Origin of the sequence: Pseudoalteromonas sp. ASV78, from assembly GCF_047806705.1 — a bacterium.
Lineage (GTDB): Bacteria > Pseudomonadota > Gammaproteobacteria > Enterobacterales > Alteromonadaceae > Pseudoalteromonas > Pseudoalteromonas prydzensis_A.
On sequence record NZ_JBLOPA010000002.1, the window covers coordinates 891,994 to 911,572 of the forward strand.

A 19,579-nucleotide genomic window follows, 5' to 3' on the forward strand; every position below is an offset into this window, starting at 1 on the left:
CGACAGCAGCGCTTGGTATTTATAGTGTTTTATAAATACCCTACTCTTGTAGCCAATCAATTGCAGCCGTCGCATTTTCAAAATAGGCCATTTCACCTGATACAACGCGGTTGCCTATTTTCGCAATATTGGACTGCCATTTTTTATTGCCATATATAGCAACTTTTTTCAGCTCTTTATTATGCTTTATACCTAACTTTAAATCATCCCATGCGGCTCTAAAGCCACCGCCCTGAAACTCGATACTGTCAATGAGGACATTTATTATTGGCTGTTTTACTTGCGATAGGGCTGAATCAATCATCGGGGGAATGGTTTTATAATCTTCGTGAGTAAGCTTGCCAACTGCTTTTAATGTTAAGAAAAACTCACGGCCTGCGCCTTCAATATCAATAGATAAACCATGGTTTAAATGTGTCATAACTTAGTCTCATTTATACGTTAAGCTTTGAGCATACGTTAAATTAGATTAATAAATTATGAAGCGAATCAAAATACCGCAGGAAAACTAAAAAGTGAGCATTTGCTCACTTTTTTTATATAAGTTTTAAGGGTTTGCTAACCGAGAAATTTGCTTATCAACATCCGTTAAATGGCCTGTTTTAAGCCAGACTTTTGCGCCTTCACTGCCTGCTTTAGCATTAACTATGCTGTTTATGGGAACCCTTAACCAACTATTTTTTACAAGTGTATTCTCTTGTTCCTCAAGTGAACCTTGAAGTACTAACAACTCAGCCCCACCCGATGCATTTATTGCCATCTCGGCGTGCGCTTTAAAATGCAGTAAACTCACCTCTTCAAAGGCATCTTTGTACAAAGCGGTTATCGCTCTATGTTTGAACTTTGGATGTGCCACATTTTGCAGCAAATCCGTTTGTAAACGTACATGCTCTCTATCTTCTGGCTGAAACTGCCACAGTTTTACAAATATAACGCAGCCGTGTTCAGAGCCAGGGGTATGCTTTGATTCGAGCGGATTACGAATATAGGAGCCTTTAGGAAAATCACCATGCTCACTTGGAATAGCTATTTTCGCAAAGCCCTAGACGATATTAGTTGCTTTGAGCAAGCTATTTTCTAACAGCCATACCGTCACTTTGAAACTATAAAAAAAGCGAGCTTTGCAGCTCGCTTTTTAGATCATGGAAAAACGATAGTGTATTAAGCTATACGCACTTTATGTTTTGAATGCACAATAGCTAAGGTAATAAACCCTATAACAGCAACCACAAGACCAATCGGTTTACCTAAATCGCTTGATAAATTAAATCCTATTGCAGCGGTCATAATATATGAAAGCGTTACGGCTGAGGCTATTACCGCCGGAACACTGGCGATCCAGTGGAATGTGCCGCGATCAAATAAGTACTTAGTGGCAAGCCACAATACACTGGTTGATAACAACATATTTGAAAATGCAAAGTAACGCCAAATAACGGAGAAATCGAGCTTCGTCATAAAGTAGGCAATGGTCAAAATTGGCACTGCTAGTAATAACCGATTACGCAAACTTTGTGGAATATTAAACGCATCAACAACCGTTAAGCGCAGTGAACGAAACGCTGTATCACCCGATGTAATAGGGAAAACAGCAACTGCAATAATCGCCATAATACCGCCAAACACACCTAAGTAGCTATTCGCAATATGGTTAACAACTAACCCTGGTCCACCTAAATCCAGCATAGCTTTTAAGCCTGCATAGCCTTCTGGGAATGCGGCAATACCCGCCAGTGCCCATACACAACCTACAATACCTTCACACATCATTGCGCCATAATAAACCGGCCGCACGTATTTTTCGTTAGTTAAACAACGCGCAATAATTGGCGCTTGTGTTGAGTGAAAGCCACTAATTGCACCACAAGTAATGGTGATAAATAACAATGGCCAAGTTGGTAGACCATCTGGGTTTGGCTCTAAAAAGTCATGGGCATGATCGGCTTCAAAGTAAGCTAAAAAATCGCCTGCTACCGGTAAATGCGGCGCATTCATTAACAATGAAGCGGCAACGGCAACTGTCATTACAATCATTAACAAACCAAAGATTGGGTAAAATCTGGTAATAATTTTATCGATAGGAAGTAAGGTTGCTAAAAAATAATAAGCTAAGATAAGCAATACCCAAAAAGTGTTATCAGCTAAAAAAGTGTCTTTAAAAACATCTAAATTACTCAATAAGCCCGCTGGGCTCATAATAAAAACCACGCCCACAAAAAATAACAGCATGGCCGTAAATATCAGCATAAAGCCTTTAAATACAACATTGTAATATTTTCCTGCAATTTCAGGTAAGCTTTTACCATCCTCTTTAATACTCATTACACCTGAGTAAAAATCGTGTACAGCACCACCTAATACATTACCAAGTACAATCCATACTAAGGCAATTGGGCCATATAAAGCCCCTAAAATTGGACCAAAAATTGGGCCGACACCGGCAATATTTAAAAACTGAATTAAAAATGCACGCACCGGATGGATCGGTACGTAATCTACCCCTTCACTAAAGCGTTTTTGCGGTGTATCAATGGTGGCGTCCATACCGGCTTGTTTTTCTACAAAAGGACTGTAGAACTTGTAGCCTAATATTAAAATAGTCAGGCAGATAAAAAAGATGATCATAAGCACGTTTCTCTTTTTGTATTTGTATTATAGAGCGCGTTGTCGGCCGCTCCGAATTTCAAACTATGGATAATCGCTGAACGGTAGCAGGGCTAGGATAAATCTACAATACGACCTTCTGATAATGGTATTAAATACTTGGGTACAGAGTTTTTTACTGTGGAAATAATAAAAGGTAATAAAAGCGATTTTTAAACCGCTTTTCTAATTAAAAGTTAAATCACACGGGATCCATAAATTCATTTATTTGTTGATGACTCAGTAAAGGAGTTGCACCACTGCTTTGCGCAACCATAGCACCAACTGCGCAGGCAAAATCAACACTGTGCTGAGCATCATCACTGCTGCACAGTTGATATATAAGGGCACCTAAAAACGAATCCCCTGCCCCAACTGTATCAATCACATTGATTAAGTAGCCAGAGTTGTAATAGTTAACTCCCTTAATTGTAAGCAAGGCACCATGACGGCCTTTAGTTACACACAAGTACTCAGTATTTGTATGCTCTGCAATAAAAGCCAAATTTTGCTCTAGTGAGTGGTACTTACACCCCATCGCCTTGGCAATTTCATAAAGTTCATCATCATTGAGCTTTATAAAATCAGCCTTGTTCATCAATTCAATCAAGGCATCGAGTTTGTAATGCGGTGCACGTAAATTAACATCAAACACTTTAAAATTGGCAACTTCAAGCAATTGCTGCAAAGTAGTAAATGAAGGAGCGCTTCGTCCAATTAAGCTACCAAATACAAATACATCGTCTGTGGCTACTTTGTTTAATAATGTATCTGTTAGGGCGATATTATCCCATGCAGTATCAGCCACAATGTCATAACTAGCACTACCACTACTATCGAGAGTAACCTCAACGGTACTGGTCGCTTTATCATTATTTAGCGCAATGTAGTCACAACTGACGCCTCTTGCAGCTATTTCACCGAGTAATTCACTGCCAAGATCATCGTTACCCACCGCGCTAATCATGTCTGCTTTAATACCCAGTGCATTTATGCGAACACACATGTTTAAAGGTGCACCGCCTAATCGTTTACCTGAGTCAAAGCAATCCCATAAAACTTCGCCAAAACAGCTAATATGTAATTCACTCGCCATTTTTTGATTTATTAATACGCTCATTTTTATTTACCCTTTGCAGCTAAAGTTGCAGCCATTACATCTTTTATTTGACTGTTAGGTGCATAAATTGCGGCTATAGCATGGGTATACTGGCTGATAAATTTTTCATTATTAGCTAAGTCACCAAAAAGGCCTTCAAGTTCTATAAATGATGTTGGTTTTGTCGTGGTTAACTTAGCAGCGGTGCTGAGTTCTTGAGCCATATCATCATGAATTTCAAGTGTTTCACCTTGCTGATTCACACCTTTATCACTGTATAAACACCAGCTTGCAACCACTAATGCAGCCAATGAAATATCGCGATTAAGCGCAAGATTATCACTAATTGTTGCGATTAAAAATTTAGGGAGTTTAGCTGAGCTTTGCGAACATATGCGCGCGAGGCTGTCTTTAATGTTAGGGTTAGCAAAACGCTCAATTAACGTATCTTTGTAACTATCGATATCAATACCGGGAAGCGCGTCTAACAATGGCGTTACTTCTAAGTCCATAAATGCACGAAGGTATTGAGCAAATAAAGGATCTGACACCGTTTCGTCAATGGTACTAAAACCGTGTATTTCTCCGAGCAACCCCAGCACTGAATGACCGGCATTTAACAAACGAATTTTCATTTTTTCAAATGGTGTTACATCGCTAACAAACTGCGCGCCAACGTTATCCCAATTAGGGCGGCCATTACTAAACGTGTCTTCAATCACCCACTGAGAAAAAGATTCACAAGTAATTGGCCAACCATCGGTGATGCCATAAGCTTTCGTCACATAATCAATATCAGACTGCTTAGAAATGGGTGTAATGCGGTCAACCATTGCATTAGGAAAGGCCACATGTTGCTCAATCCACTGAGCTAATTCAGCATCTTGTTGATGGGCAAAGGCTAATAACATTTTACGTGTAACAAGGCCGTTATGTTGAATGTTATCGCATGATTGCACTGTAAACGCCGCTAAACCTTGCTTTTTTCGAAGTTTAAGTGCCGCAGTTATATAACCAAATGCCGTGATAGGCTGAGCCGGGTTCTCAATATCATGCACAATATCGGGATTAGAATAATCAAACTCACCGGTTGCAGGGTGAAAATTGTAGCCGCCTTCTGTAATGGTTAAAGACACAATTTTTGTCTCTGCGTGCGCCATTTTTTCAATAACGGCTTGCTTGTTTTCAGGAGCAAACAAAAACTCTACCATAGAACCTATTACCGAGTTATCAACCCGACCATTTGGGTGCCTGATAGTGAGCGTATATAGGTTATCTTGTTTAGCTAGAATATCGCGTAAACCTCGATTTGCTTCTAATAAGCCAACGCCACAAATACCCCACTGTTCGTTGCCAGGGATTTTAAGTAACTCATTAATATAAGCTGCTTGGTGCGCTCGGTGAAAGCCACCTACTCCAATATGCACGATACCCGCTTTTACTTTGCTGCGGTCATACGTTGGCACATCAACATTACTTGGTAAGGTTGTTATACTGTTTTGATTTAGCTCAACAATGTGAGCTTGAGTGTGTTGTAATTGGGTCATACTGTTATTGCCTTACTAAACAAAATTACGATGCTGTGTTTAATGCTTTGTGGCGCTTTAACGACCAGTAAGCAGTTGCAAAATAAAGGAGCGTACAAATGAAGCACACGATTTCAAAAAGTGATTTGTTATTTTTATAAGTGCTCATTGTGTCGCTAAAAAACATCACTTGGCTGGCAAAAATAAAAATAGTAATTAACGATAATGTTGATACCGCATTTAAAGCTTTCGTAAACATTGATGAATCAGTGACAGCAGGAGAAAGCGTTTTAGCTGCTGCTTGCTGATACACTTTAATTGCTTTTAACTCTTGTTCCTCTGCAATAATGGCATCGCTGTAATCTTCATCAGCGCCATACTTTTTAGCTAAAACGGTGTATATAACAATAGTAAATAACCAAGTAGGAATAAATAAGTAATAAAACGACATGATATCGAGGGCATTTAAACCAAAACCAAATACCAGTGCAGCAGCCCAAGATGCAATAGCTGGCACACTGCGAGTAATATTTTTATATTTTACCCAATAGCGCGTTAAACCAATTTTTGGAAACAATACGTGCTCGGCAAAAACAATTCCCCCTACAGGCACCACAATTAGACCTGCATAAGTTAACAGCGGTAGCATTTGTGAAAACACAAACGGAAAGCAAGCTATAATAACGGTTACTACACCTACAATCGCAGTGGTGCGTTCACGGGACTGGTTAGTAAAAATAGATTGTGCAGCGAGGCCAGCACGATAAAGGTTAGCATTTGCGGTAGTCCAACCAGCCACTATAATAATAACAAAGCCAGTCCAGCCAAGTGCATGATAGGCCACATCACCTGGATCAAGAGTTGAAATGGTAGTTTTCAGTAATACCGCAGCACCCGCTCCCATAATACCTGCAGAGATCCACGCTATATAATGACCAAAAAACATGCCCACGCCAGAGAACAAACCATAACTTTTACGTTTAGCAAATCTAAACACCGCCATATCAATTAAGCCAAAGTGAGTAATTGAATTAGCAGCCCATGCAAAACCAATAACTTCAAATAAACCAATGCCTTTTTCGCCATCAGCATTTGTACCACTCCATATTGAGGCATCCCCAATGGTGATAAAATCGCTAAAACCCGTTAATGAGGTTGAGCCTAAAACATAATTTGATAACTCAGGAAAAAGCGCAAACGAGCCACCAACAAAAATGACAAATAACCAAGGCGCACATAGTTTTGAGAAATCAGCCACAGTAGAAAATCCATACATGGCAACAAACACCACTATAGAGCCAACAGCTAACACAATTGCGACAAACCAAAAGCTATTTGGATACCAATTTAACTGGGCGGGTATATCAAATAGAAACCTGACCGCAGTGGATGAAACGGTGATCATGGCGGCAGAGATAACACTAAATATGACCACATTGGCCCAGTTATAGAGCTTGGTCATTGAGTTACCCGCTATTTTATTCAGGTAGTTATACAAACTTAATCGGGTCTCTACAGCAATCGGCGCAGTAAGCAACCACCAAGAGCACATGGCTAGTAAATTACCAATGAGTAAACCAAGTAGTATATCAATCGTTGAAGCACCTAATGCCACAAACGTAGCACCAATTACAAATTCAGTTGCCGCTACGTGTTCACCTGCAAAAAGTCCTGCAAAGTGTTTCCAACCATGGAGTTTATGTTGAGCAACGGGTAGTTGCTCTTCATTAACCTCACTATAATTAGGTGTGTCTTGATGTGTTGTCATTATCACTTCCTATGCCTGTACAATTTATTCGTACCCTTGTTCGAATATCAGCACTGACGGGGTTATTAATTGTTATGAAATACTTTTAAGAATTTGTTCAGCCGTATATTCGTTGGTGATCAACGCGTTAATCAGCTTACCTTTTAAGGCACTTGTTATTGCTGTGACTTTTTCTGGCCCCGCCGCAATGCCAAATACAGGTTTTATCGCATTAACTTGCAGTGGTGCACTGAGTAAACACTCGGTAAGCTCGTTATTAATAAGCTTACCGTTTGCATCATATAGCCAACTCACAACCTCACCTGCTACGCCTGCATCTTGAAATGATTGCAATTGTTCTGTTTCAATAAAGCCATCCATTAATAGCGGCGAGTTTTGTGTCATATGACCGATACCGACAAACGTTGCATCAGCGTTGGCAGCTAAATTAAAGATATTTTTAACTGGCGCTAAGTCTTGCAGTAGATGTTTTTGTGCTTGCGTTTGTGCAAGTAACGGCAAAGGAAGAGGAAAGTGTTTAGCGTTCACACGATTGGCCATACTCACTACAATATCAAATTTGGAGGCTGAGCCATCTTGCATCATATTGCCCACAATCGAGACTAATTTATGCTGCTCGCACTCCATATTAGGTAGTTCATCTATGCACGCTTTTAATGAACGCCCAGTACCAAAGGCAAGTATTTTTGGCTGTTTTGATTTTAAGTAACGCTCTAAAATTTTAGCGCCACTTTGGGCAAGACCATAAGTAGAATTGATGTCTGTTGGATCGCTTGGAGCAATTTCACACTCTAATAAATTAAAAGCACTCTTAAGTTGTTCTGCCAATTCCATACAGCGTGTAATGGGATGATCTAATCGAACTTTAATTAAGCCTTCGCTGACAGCAAGCGCAACCAATCGCTGTGCTGATTGACGAGACACATCTAACTTTTGTGCAATCTCGTCTTGAGTATTTTTAGCAACATAGTAAAGCCACGCCGCACGAGCTGCATCTTCTAATTTTTTTAGTTCACTGTTTGATTTTTGATTCATAATAATGACTTGTGTGTGAGTGTTGGGTAAGTAGTAAAAAACGAGTCCCAGTGCGAAAGTAACGCCACATCAGGGAAGTTTATATGTACATGATTAATGCCTTTATCTAAGTGCTGGCCGCCAAAATAGTGCATAACCTGCATATTTGCGTTGATAGCAGCTTGAATACCCGCACTGCTATCTTCAATCACTAAACAATTAGCAGGTAACACGCCCATTTTTTTTGCTGCATGTAAGAATAAATCCGGTGCAGGCTTTCCTAAAGACACCTCTTCACTGGTAAAAATATGCTTAAACAAAGAGTCAAATTTTACGGCACTTAATGCTTTTTGTGTTCGTTGTAAGCTACTGCTAGTCGCAATGCAAAAAGGGACATTCAAATTTAAGAGTATATTTTTAATACCTGCTGTTGGCTGTAAATGCTCAACAAACATAGTAACTAGAGTGTGTCGATACTCACTCTCAAATTGGGCAGGCAAATCAACGCCAAAAACTGATGCTATTTTTTCGCTGACTGATTTAAAACTACACCCTAGAAAATGTTGCTGGACGTAATGCGCGTCTATATTGATATTTAAATCACTCAGCATATCTATTAATACACGGGCACTGAGCACCTCACTATCAATAACAACACCGTCACAATCAAAAATAACTAGATCTATATTACAGCCCATTTGCCACCTTTTAGTGCAATTAAATTAACAACTCACCAGCTTGGGCATTAGCCCGCTGAATGGGCATATTCTCTTTTACACGTAAAAATGTCAATAAAAAGTGAATAGGTAATGCACCAAGATGAGGTTTATCGTCGTTTTATGAAATAAAAGCCTCTGATTTCAAAGTACTTAGCATCGGTCACTATACTTAGGTCTAATAACTAGCAATTAATTTGACACAGTCATTCAAAATACAAATCGCACCAATCTAAACAATCAATTTTACCGAACATAAAGCTTTTCATACACTGGGCTCAGCTAAAACGCTTGCATGGCGCAAGCGAGTAAATTACATGAGGTCAACACATGAATACTCAATTAAACAACAGCAACAATAAATCGACTCTTACACTAAGTGCACTTGCTCTAGCAATGGTATTACCTGCAACGGCTGCCACAACTTTGACAAAAGATAACGGTGCACCAGTAGGTGATAACCAAAATTCCATCACTGCGGGTGAGCGCGGCAGCGTGTTACTTGAAGATGTACAGTTAATTCAAAAGCTCCAACGCTTTGCTCGTGAGCGTATTCCTGAGCGTGTAGTACATGCACGCGGTACAGGCGCACACGGCGTGTTTGTAGCAAGTAAAGAGTTAGACGACTTAACGATTGCAGCACCGTTTAGTGAAGCTGGCAAAGAAACTGAGGTGTTTGTACGCTTCTCATCTGTTATTCATTCTAAAGGCAGCCCTGAGACGCTGCGTGATCCACGTGGTTTCGCAACCAAGTTTTATACTGATGAAGGCAACTGGGATCTAGTGGGTAACAACCTCCCCGTGTTCTTTATTCGCGATGCGATTAAATTTCCAGACATGGTGCACTCTTTAAAGCCATCTCCGGTTGATAACATTCAAGATCCTAATCGCTTTTTTGACTTTTTCTCCTATGAGCCAGGCGCAACGCACATGTTAACCTGGGTTTACAGTGATTACGGTACACCGGCAAGCTTACGTAAAATGGATGGCTGGGGCGTACATGCATACAAAATGATTAACCAAGCAGGCGATGTGAAATACGTTAAGTTTCATTGGGTAAGCCAACAAGGTATAGATAACCTTGATGCCAAACAAGTGGCTAAAGTGCAAAGCCAAGACTTCCAACATTTAACTCGCGATTTATACGCTGAAATAGGTAAAGGCAACTTCCCAAAATGGGATCTGTACATCAAAACACTTGATCCGTCGCAACTTGATGACTTTGATTATAACCCGTTAGATGCCACTAAAATGTGGTTAGATATCAAAGAAACAAAAGTCGGCACTATGACTTTAAACCGTATGCCAACTAACTTCTTCCAAGCGACGGAACAAGTTGCAATGGCACCGGCTAATATTATCCCTGGGATTGAGCCATCTGAAGACCGCTTATTACAAGGTCGCGTATTTTCATACGCTGATACGCAAATGTATCGTTTAGGTGCGAACCATCAGCAACTGCCTATTAACCGTGCAAAAGTTGCGGTGGCTAATTACAACCAAGACGGCGCAATGAATTATGGTAACACCACCAGCAACGTGAACTATCAACCAAGTCACGAGCATGTGAGTGAAAACCCAATTGCCCGTAGAAGCCAAACGCAGCTGCAAGGCTATGTACAACAAGCTGCGATTAAAAAGCCACAAAACTTTGCTCAAGCCGGTGTGCTTTACCGTAGCTTTTCGAAACAAGAGCGTACCAACTTGATCAATAACTTAGCTGGTGATTTGGGTAAAGTACAAAACAGCGATGTTAAACACAAAATGCTCAGTCACTTCTACAAAGCGGATAGCGAATACGGCACGCGTTTAACTAAAGCTGTAAACGCTGATATTAAAATGGTTAAACAGCTGGCAAGCAAACTATAGCATTCTGCCCACTATTTATGAGGAAGGACGTTCCTTCCTCTTTTTTACAGGACATTCATATGCGTAAACTATTAATCATGCTTATTGCCATTTTTGGCCTTCAGGCTGTTGCTGATGAAACGCCAAGTAATGACGCGCAATCACGTTACGACAACCTACTCGCCTATTACTTTGCAGCGGCACGCACTGACGATCAAGAAGTAATCAAGCAATTCGTATCTGCCGGTATCCCTATCGACAGCTCTAACGACAAAGGTTACACAGCGTTAATGATTGCCACCTACCACGGTAATAATAACACGGTGAATTCGCTATTAAATTTGGGCGCAAACGCGTGTCTAGAAGACAAGCGCGGTAACACAGCACTCATGGCGGCTATTTTTAGAGGTGAGTTTAGCATTGCCAAAACCTTAGTAAGCCTTGATTGCGATACTGCACATAGCAACAAAGCAGGGCAAACAGCTGAGCAATTTGCACAAACTTTTGGTCAACAAAAGGTACTTGATTTACTCGCACAGGTTAAAAAATGATAACTGTTCTTAAAAAGTGATGCGCCCTTTGTATAAGGGCCGTATTACTTTTTATAACTTCAATAACTCTGTTGAAAATCTTTAACACTTCCCCCTGAGCAACTAATTTCAATAAACTAAAAAATCAGCCAACTCAGTAATTGACCTTTCGGTCAATAAAGCTACAATCAATCAACAGCTTAAACATATACACTCAATAATGACCACACAAATAAAGCCAAATAAAAAAGAAGTCACGCGAGAAAGAAACCAAAAGCTCATTTTAAATGCTGCCGAACAATTGTTTTCTCAGCTTGGCTATGAAGGTGCCAGCATGAGTATGATTGCTACAGCAGCGCAAGTGCCCAAAGCCAATATTTTATATTACTTTAAAAGCAAAGATGGCCTTTATGAAGCTGTCATAGATCGCATCATTGCCCACTGGAACTTAGGCCTCGATAATGTAACGGCTAATGATGACCCCGCAACTGTGCTTTATAACTACATAAAAAGCAAAGTTATACTGGCAATCAACGAGCCTCTTCAGTCGCGCTTATTTGCCAGTGAAATACTGCGCGGCGCGCCCTATTTGCAAAACTATTTTAGAACCAACACTCGCCCTTGGGTTAAGCAAAAGGTTGATGTGTTTCAGGCATGGATGGACGCAAAAAAAATAGACGCTATCGGCCCATACCATTTGCTATTTACTATCTGGGCAACCACCCAGTATTACGCTGACTTTCAAAGTGAAGTGTTATTGGTCATGAACAAACTAGAATATGACGAGACAGATGTGGCACACATTACGCAATCAATTGCCCACATTATTTTAAAAGGCATTGGTCTTAAAGTACCAGAGCAAAGTAAGGCATAAACCATGAATAACTTTACTACCCCTGATCTTTACGACGATCACCGCAACAATGTACAAGTCGCTGACAGTGGCTTACGCCATTTTGGTAAAAAGACCACATTCTGTGGCCAAGCAGTAACAGTTACCTGCCCCGAAGACAACTCATACGCCGCTAATATTCTTCACGAAAATGGCCAAGGAAAAGTCTTGGTGATCGACGGTTTCGCCAGTAAACGGTTTGCCTTTATAGGCGACATAATGGCAGAGCGTGCTTTAAAAAATGGTTGGGAAGGTATCGTTATAAATGGCTGTTGTCGCGATATAGAAATACTCGCGACCATGGAACTACCCGTTATGGCGCTAGGCTCTACCCCTCGCAGTACACTAAAACGAGACTTTGGTGACAAAAATCAAGCCATTACCATGTTAAGTACAACAATCAATCCTAGTGATTGGCTTTATGCTGATGTAAACGGTTTAATAATTAGTAAAGTACCGTTATTTTAAACATTTCATTTCAAAAAATATTTATAAGCAAAACCAAATTAGTGCATAGTTGCACCAAGTTGGTTTGTTTTCATGGCTAATTCTGCGCTCACTAAAACCGTTAATTATTAAAAAATTGGCTTTCACCCCAACAAAGCTGACCGAATGGACAGCTTTTGTTTTTTTGGCATCTCTCTTGCTTAGCTTTTAATCAACAATATAAACAAACCGATTAAAAAGCGAACTTAGCTCTGTTAAATAAAATAATAACGTTAGCAGTAAGCAAAAAATAATAAAACATCGCCTTTTTGATCACCCCCTAAATCTGGCCGAATAACCATTTGGTCAGATTTATTTCATAACGAGTGGTGAAATGAGTACCAAACAAAATAATAAACATAACGGTATCTTTTGCGACCATGGCCCTAAAGCATGGCAAACACATAGCCAAGGGCGACTAAAAAACCAACGTCTGGTTGTAAAAGATGTATTTGCAATAAAAGGCGAGCTTAATAGTGCAGGAAACCCAAGTTGGTTTAATACAGCAACCCCTGCAAAACACACTGCAAGCGCAGTTACAAAACTTATGGATGCAGGCTGTAACTTTATAAGTTTTACCCATACTGATGAACTAGCCTATAGCTTAGAGGGCAATAACATCCATTATGGAGCAGCGCAAAATCCCAAGCTTTTAGGTCATGCTTGTGGTGGCTCTAGTATGGGCTCAGCCGCGGCTGTGGCCGCAAACTTAGCAGATATAGGCTTAGGTACTGATACTGGCGGTTCGATTAGAATACCAGCGAGTTATTGTGGCTTATTTGGGATTAGACCCAGTCATGATGTAATTGCAAAAGACGCGCTAATACCGCTGGCCCCTGAGTTCGACACAATAGGCTGGTTTACACAAGATGCTGAGCTATTAAGTGAGGTTGGCGATACCCTATTACCACAACAAGCTATTCAGCCTGTAACTACATTAGTTATTTGTGAGCCATTGTTTGAGCTTGTTGAGCCCAGTTTGCAAGCACCACTCAATCAGCTATTAGCAAGGGCAAAACCACACTTTAGCCAGCATAAAGATTTTGTATTACCAACTAAAACTTTGTTAAGCGAGCTGGCCGACACCTTTAGAATATTACAAGGGCGTGCTATTGCAAAAACCCACCGAGACTGGCTTGAGCAATCAGAGCAAACGCTTCAGTTTGCGCCAGCTATTGCTGCGCGTTTTAACATGGCGCTCGCTTTAACGGCAAAAGAAGAACAAGAAGCAAGACAAATACAAACTCAGTGGCAAACTATAATTGCTAAAAACTTAAATTCAAACGCCTGTTTGTTTTTGCCATCAAGCCCCACAACCGCACCTAAATTAGGCGCCGACACCAGCGCTTTACGTATGCAAATAATGACGTTAACGGCAATTGCAGGCTTGAGCCGATCGGCACAAGTGCATTTGCCATTGGCCAATTTAGAGAATGGTCACCCTTATGGATTTTCATTAATGATGAGCCATGGTAACGATAAAAGTTTACTTGCCTGCGTTAAATATTTAGCCGCACAATTTTAACAGGACCCACTTGCATGAGCACACACAATATTGCATTCACCGCGCCGCATTTTGCCGCTACAGAGGCTGGCACATTAATTTTAAAACAAGGCGGTACAGCAACCGAAGCAATGGTAGCCGCGGCCGCCGCAATTAGCGTTGTTTACCCCCATATGAATTCGATTGGCGGCGACAGCTTTTGGCTAATCGATAACCCCAATCAACGGATCCCCACTGCCATTGATGCGTGTGGCCGCGCAGCGAATGATATTAGCGCTTATGACAATTTATCACAGGTGCCTGAACGCGGTGGACTAAGCGCATTAACCCAAGCGGCTACACTGCGCGGCTGGCAACAAGCACTTGCACTCGATAAACATGCAGCACTTGAACTCAGTGATATCTTAGCGCCAGCAATCGAGCTTGCCCGCAGCGGTTTTACAGTCACTGCTAGCTTGCAAGCAGGCTGCGAAAAATTAGCTACAGTAGCAAACAGCAACGATGCCTTTAAAAACTTATTCATCCCCAATGGTAAGCCTTTACAAGCCGGGCAACATTTTAAAAATCCAAAGCTTGCAGATACCTTTGCGCACCTTGCTAAAAATGGCTTAAATGCATTTTATCAGGGTGAACTTGCCAACTCTTTTGCTGGTGACTTAAGCAAAGCCGGAAGCCCTATTACGCTACACGATATAAACCAAACTCAAGCAAGCGTGGTAACTGCACTTAACGCTAATCTCTCGGGAATAGAGTGTTATAACTTACCCGCTCCAACGCAAGGTGTTCATTCACTGCAAATAATTGCTGCGGTTAATAAATTAAAACATTTGGCTAAAACACCAGCCGATTGGACTCACTTAATTGTTGAGGCAACAAAACAAAGCTTTGCGCAGCGCCCTGCTCTTTGGGCTGATCCACAGGCACTTGGCGGTGCTTACAAAAATGCCTTAACTGATACACGCTTAACTGAGCTTGCCAATAATATTGATATGAACAAAGCCCAGCAATGGCCATTTAATGCCGAGCCTGGAGATACTGTATGGATGGCAGCAAGAGACAAAAACGGTCAACTGGTGAGCTTTATACAAAGTGTCTATTGGGAGTTTGGCAGCGGCATATTGATGAGCGAAGGCGGCTTTGTATGGAATAACCGCGGGCTAAGTTTTAATTTAAACAATAATGATAACAACGCCCTCGCTGCGAACAAAAAACCTGCGCATACTTTAAATCCTGCTATGGCCAAATTTCCCGATGGTCGGCGCTTAGCCTACGGCACCATGGGCGGTGAAGGTCAACCGCAAACACAAGCTACCGTGTTTGCAGGTTACGCATGGCGTGGCAAATCTATCAACCAAGCAATCAGTGATGCTCGCTGGTTACTGGGCCGAACCTGGGGTGATACTAGCAGCAATTTAAAAATTGAAGAAAGCTTAGCTGCTGAGATTAAAAATGAATTAAACCAACGCCAACACGATTGGGTGAGTGTTGCCAACAACAATGAAATGATGGGCCATGCAGGCGCTATATTAGATGCTACCAACAACCTTGAAGCCGCAACAGATCCTCGTTCAGATGGCCGAGCAATAGTAACTACAGCAGGAATATCATGTCAGAAATAATTAATCAATGGCCGATTATTGCGGCCCTAATCGCAACCGGAATATTTGCCGGTATTTTAGCGGGGCTATTTGGTGTTGGCGGCGGCATTGTTATTGTGCCTGTTCTGTATTTTTTATTGCAAGGTTTTGCTGTTAGCCCTGAATCGGCCATGATGATAGCAACAGCAACATCACTTGCGACCATTGTGCCTACGTCAATTTCATCGATTCGATCGCATCATTTAAAGGGCAATATTGATGTTGCATTAGTTAAATTTTGGGCCCCCTTTATTTTAGCTATGGCAGTCATTGGCAGTTACTTAGCACACTCTATTCGTGGCAATGCATTGGTACTTATGTTTGCATGTATTGCCATTTTAGTGAGCTTAAATATGCTCTTTAGAGCAGGCGCTCCCGCTTTGGTCAATCAATTACCAGGGAAATTTGGCCAAGCTATTATGGCAAGTGTTGTGGGTGGGTTATCAGTCATGATTGGCATAGGCGGCGGCACAATTGGCGTGCCTTTGTTAAATGCATTTAATGTTCGCGCTCACGTTGCAGTTGGCAGTGCTGCAGTATTTGGCTTGCTCATTGCTCTTGCGGGTGTAATTACCTTATTAAGTATTGGCACTATGCCAACCGATGCTCCCCTAGGCACTTGGGGTTTAGTTAACCTGCCTGCCTTTTTTCTGATCATTCCGCTGACTATTTTGTTTGCGCCCATTGGCGTAAAAATAGGCAGTAAGCTGGATCAACAACAATTAAAACGCGCCTTTGCCATTGTGCTGATGATCACAGGTATTCGTATGCTTATTCAAACTCTTGGAGCATAAACATGTTCAATAACACGCAAATTCAAACTTTAAACCCACCGCAACGCTTATTAATGGGGCCTGGGCCAATTAATGCCGACCCTCGTGTATTACGAGCCATGTCAGCACAACTTATTGGTCAATATGACCCTGTAATGACCGGGTTTATGAACGAAACCATGGCACGCTACCGAGAAGTATTTAACACCAAAAATCAATGGACCATGCTAATAGATGGTACCTCTCGGGCAGGTATCGAAGCCGTGCTTTGCTCTATTTTACGCCCTAACGATAAAGTGCTGGTGCCGATTATGGGCCGTTTTGGTCACTTACTTGCTGAGATTGCAGAGCGTGTAGGAGCAAAAGTACACACCATTGCAGTGCCTTGGGGTGAAGTATTTACACCTGAGCAAATCGAAAAAGCGATTGTCGATGTAAAACCACAGGTGCTCGCTATGGTACAAGGTGACACCTCAACAACCATGAACCAGCCACTTGAATACATCGGCGATATTTGTCAAAAACACGATGTACTATTTTACTGTGATGCCACCGCTTCGATCGTCGGTAACAAACTACCTGCAGATGAATGGCAACTCGATGCACTGTCTGTGGGTTTACAAAAATGTTTGGCCGGTCCGTCGGGATCTGCACCTGTAACATTGAGCGATAAGTGTGCCTATTGGATCCAAAAACGTAAAAAAGTCGAAGCGGGCATTCGTACTGCTGATCATAAAGATGGCAGCGAGCCTTTTGTTCGCTCTAATTATTTTGATTTAGGCATGATCATGAATTACTGGGGTGAAGAGCGTTTAAACCACCACACCGAAGCCACCAGCATGCTGTATTGCGCGTCTGAATGTGCACGCATTGTGATTGAAGAAGGTATAGATAACTGTGTTACACGACATAAATTACACGGCGATGCCATGCTCAGCGGTATTCAAGCTCTAGGTTTAGATGTGTTTGGTGACTTAAACCACAAAATGAATAACGTGTTGGGGGTTTATATACCACCTGGGATCAACGCAGATCATGTTCGTGGACAAATGCTAACCGACTTTGGTATCGAAATTGGTACTTCGTTTGGCCCTTTGCACGGCAAAATCTGGCGTATCGGTACAATGGGTTATAACGCCCGTAAAGACGCCGTACTGCAAACTCTTGCAAGCTTAGATGCATGCCTGCACGCCAATGGCTATAAAGGCCCCAAAGGCGAAGCAGCTCTGGCAGCTCTTGCTCATTATAAATAAAAATCAAGGACTAGCATGACATCTGTAAGCCCACAATACAGCCCTTTATTAGCCAAAGAACTGGCGCAAAGCCACGCAAAGCGCTCATTAGAGCGCTGTAAAATACTCAGTACACTGTCGCAAATGCAAGAGGGAATTCATCGCGAGTATTTATCAAAACAGCATAAAGAATGTAACCGTGTTACTGCAACATGGATGAGTGATGCGGGTATGCAAACATGGCAAGATGAGGTGGGTAATTTATGGGGCCGTTTAGAGTCAACTGATCCGAATGCCAAACGTTTAATTATTGGCTCCCACCTAGATACGGTGCCCAATGCTGGCGCATACGATGGTATTTTAGGTGTGCTGTTAGCGATTGAAGTTGCCGCACTTGCTCACAAACTTAAACTCGAGTTACCTTTTCATTTAGATGTAGTGGGGTTTTGTGATGAAGAAGGCACGCGCTTTGCCACCACTTTAATTGGCTCAAAAGCATTGGCTAATGAGTTTGAGCCACAATGGCTAAATATTGAAGATACAAGCGGAGTCACAATGCGCCAAGCCATGCTTGATTTTGGCCTAACCCCTGATGACTTCACAAAAGCCGCATTAAATAAAAACCAGCTACTCGGCTATTGGGAAACCCACATTGAGCAAGGCCCTGTACTTGAATCAGTTAACCAAGCATTAGGCGTGGTAACCGCTATTGCCGGTGCCAAACGCGCCATGATCAGCTTAACGGGGCAAAGTGGTCATGCGGGAACAACCCCGATGAATTTACGCCAAGACTCATTAGCCGGCTGCGCAGAACTGACACTGGCAATTGAGCAACTTGCAAAACATGCTAAAAATGGGGAGGTGGCTACCGTTGGTCAAATACATGCCCGCCCAGGAGCCACAAATGTCATTGCCGGTACAACCACGATAAGCCTAGATGCACGAGCACAAAATGATCAAGACTTAACTAATCTACTCGCCGCGATACAAAGTAGCGCTGAGCAAATAGCAAAGCAGCGTAATTTAACCCTCGATTGGCAATGGACTCACGCGGCCGATGCGGTTGCCTGCGATGAAAAAATTCAACAGTTATTTGCAAGTGCCTGTAAGTTTAATCAGCAAGCATCCCCTGCTTTAGCTTCTGGTGCTGGCCACGATGCCATGGCAATCGCCGCTATTTGCCCGGTTGGTATGTTATTCATACGCAGCCCCGGTGGTATAAGCCATCACCCAGCAGAAGCTGTAATTGATGACGATGTAACCAAAGCGCTGAGTGTTTTGTATAGCTCGCTGGTGCTTTATGTAAAAAAGCTAAATAGCTAAAGAAAGCTCCGCTTCCTCCTTAGTTGAGGGCGAGGCTAATTTTTAATCCCTTTGACTTCAAAGTAGCGTAAAATAAAACCTCATAAGTGTGAGGCTTGGCGCTATAATCTTATTTACTCAATGATTTTTCAGCAATTATTTGTAACTCTAAAATATTATTTTCATCACAATTACCTACTAATTGAGCCGGTAATATAGAAATATATCAGCCAAAGCATTCGCTAATTCAACCTTGTCGGTGGCTCTAATTTCTAATAATGTAAGCCTCAGCATAGTTAAAAGTACATCTCTAGATGGTATATTAGCTTTTATATTATTTCGCTCATTATAAATACCTATATCCACCTGACGGATCATCACTTGTAGGTGGGATTGGGTAACTCGTCAACAGGAATTTCTGTTTTCCATCCATGCTTTTTTAGCTTCATTAACTCTAGTGTTGCCATCATAAACCTTATTTCCCTTAACCGTAACTTTGTCACTTTGATATCCACGGAGGGAAAACCAAGTTAAAGTGTCAGAGCTAGTAAAGATTAAAAATGGTTGACTGACAAAAAGAAAGGCCTGACTTATTATTTGCTATTATTT

16 protein-coding genes and 1 pseudogene are annotated in these 19,579 nt (G+C 41.6%); 9 read left to right on the forward strand and 8 right to left on the reverse strand.

Annotated features, from left to right (window positions below; all coding sequences use genetic code 11):
* Window positions 1–40 precede the first annotated feature (40 nt).
* The 8 genes and pseudogenes from ACMVDV_RS21815 to ACMVDV_RS21850 all read right to left on the reverse strand — a co-directional run bounded on the left by ACMVDV_RS21815 (window position 41) and on the right by ACMVDV_RS21850 (window position 8,748).
* Complete coding sequence (locus tag ACMVDV_RS21815) at window positions 41–421, reverse strand: STAS/SEC14 domain-containing protein (RefSeq protein WP_304182541.1); 381 nt, start codon at window positions 419–421, stop codon at window positions 41–43.
* 126 nt (window positions 422–547) lie between these two features.
* A pseudogene (locus ACMVDV_RS21820) lies at window positions 548–1,015 on the reverse strand (cupin domain-containing protein); the annotation flags it as partial.
* 146 nt (window positions 1,016–1,161) lie between these two features.
* Window positions 1,162–2,625 (reverse strand): carbon starvation protein A, encoded by a 1,464-nt coding sequence (locus tag ACMVDV_RS21825; RefSeq protein ID WP_304182540.1) that lies wholly within the window; start codon window positions 2,623–2,625, stop codon window positions 1,162–1,164.
* 220 nt (window positions 2,626–2,845) lie between these two features.
* Entirely contained in the window at window positions 2,846–3,763 is a 918-nt protein-coding gene (locus tag ACMVDV_RS21830) for a carbohydrate kinase family protein (protein WP_416159655.1), read from the reverse strand.
* Between the two features lie 2 nt (window positions 3,764–3,765).
* Window positions 3,766–5,289: a mannitol dehydrogenase family protein gene (locus tag ACMVDV_RS21835; protein WP_416159656.1), complete on the reverse strand. Its 1,524-nt coding sequence runs from the start codon at window positions 5,287–5,289 to the stop codon at window positions 3,766–3,768.
* A gap of 25 nt (window positions 5,290–5,314) precedes the next feature.
* The gene (locus tag ACMVDV_RS21840) at window positions 5,315–7,036 is read right to left on the reverse strand and encodes a purine-cytosine permease family protein (protein ID WP_416159657.1); all 1,722 of its coding nucleotides are present in this window, start codon (window positions 7,034–7,036) and stop codon (window positions 5,315–5,317) included.
* Window positions 7,037–7,108: 72 nt separating this feature from the next.
* Window positions 7,109–8,071 carry a sugar-binding transcriptional regulator gene (locus ACMVDV_RS21845; protein ID WP_335677808.1) on the reverse strand — a complete coding sequence of 321 codons (963 nt, stop codon included), beginning with the start codon at window positions 8,069–8,071 and terminating at the stop codon, window positions 7,109–7,111.
* Complete coding sequence (locus ACMVDV_RS21850; protein ID WP_416159658.1) at window positions 8,068–8,748, reverse strand: HAD family hydrolase; 681 nt, start codon at window positions 8,746–8,748, stop codon at window positions 8,068–8,070. Before ACMVDV_RS21850 ends, ACMVDV_RS21845 begins: the two co-directional genes overlap by 4 nt.
* 348 nt (window positions 8,749–9,096) lie before the next feature.
* Between ACMVDV_RS21850 and ACMVDV_RS21855 the strand changes: the two genes are divergently transcribed.
* From ACMVDV_RS21855 to ACMVDV_RS21895, 9 genes are all read left to right on the forward strand, one after another.
* A complete protein-coding gene (locus ACMVDV_RS21855) occupies window positions 9,097–10,635 on the forward strand; it encodes a catalase (protein WP_416159659.1) in 1,539 nt (512 codons plus the stop codon).
* A 77-nt stretch (window positions 10,636–10,712) separates the two neighbouring features.
* Complete coding sequence (locus tag ACMVDV_RS21860; protein WP_416159773.1) at window positions 10,713–11,165, forward strand: ankyrin repeat domain-containing protein; 453 nt, start codon at window positions 10,713–10,715, stop codon at window positions 11,163–11,165.
* Between the two features lie 199 nt (window positions 11,166–11,364).
* Window positions 11,365–12,018 carry a TetR/AcrR family transcriptional regulator gene (locus ACMVDV_RS21865; protein ID WP_416159660.1) on the forward strand — a complete coding sequence of 218 codons (654 nt, stop codon included), beginning with the start codon at window positions 11,365–11,367 and terminating at the stop codon, window positions 12,016–12,018.
* 3 nt (window positions 12,019–12,021) lie between these two features.
* Window positions 12,022–12,504: a putative 4-hydroxy-4-methyl-2-oxoglutarate aldolase gene (locus ACMVDV_RS21870; RefSeq protein WP_416159661.1), complete on the forward strand. Its 483-nt coding sequence runs from the start codon at window positions 12,022–12,024 to the stop codon at window positions 12,502–12,504.
* 352 nt (window positions 12,505–12,856) lie between these two features.
* A complete protein-coding gene (locus ACMVDV_RS21875) occupies window positions 12,857–14,047 on the forward strand; it encodes an amidase family protein (protein ID WP_416159662.1) in 1,191 nt (396 codons plus the stop codon).
* A 14-nt stretch (window positions 14,048–14,061) separates the two neighbouring features.
* Entirely contained in the window at window positions 14,062–15,645 is a 1,584-nt protein-coding gene (locus tag ACMVDV_RS21880; RefSeq protein ID WP_416159663.1) for a gamma-glutamyltransferase family protein, read from the forward strand.
* Window positions 15,633–16,457 (forward strand): sulfite exporter TauE/SafE family protein, encoded by an 825-nt coding sequence (locus ACMVDV_RS21885; RefSeq protein ID WP_416159664.1) that lies wholly within the window; start codon window positions 15,633–15,635, stop codon window positions 16,455–16,457. Before ACMVDV_RS21880 ends, ACMVDV_RS21885 begins: the two co-directional genes overlap by 13 nt.
* A 2-nt stretch (window positions 16,458–16,459) precedes the next feature.
* Window positions 16,460–17,689: a pyridoxal-phosphate-dependent aminotransferase family protein gene (locus ACMVDV_RS21890; RefSeq protein WP_416159665.1), complete on the forward strand. Its 1,230-nt coding sequence runs from the start codon at window positions 16,460–16,462 to the stop codon at window positions 17,687–17,689.
* 15 nt (window positions 17,690–17,704) lie between these two features.
* Complete coding sequence (locus ACMVDV_RS21895) at window positions 17,705–18,991, forward strand: allantoate amidohydrolase (protein WP_416159666.1); 1,287 nt, start codon at window positions 17,705–17,707, stop codon at window positions 18,989–18,991.
* Window positions 18,992–19,579 lie beyond the last annotated feature (588 nt).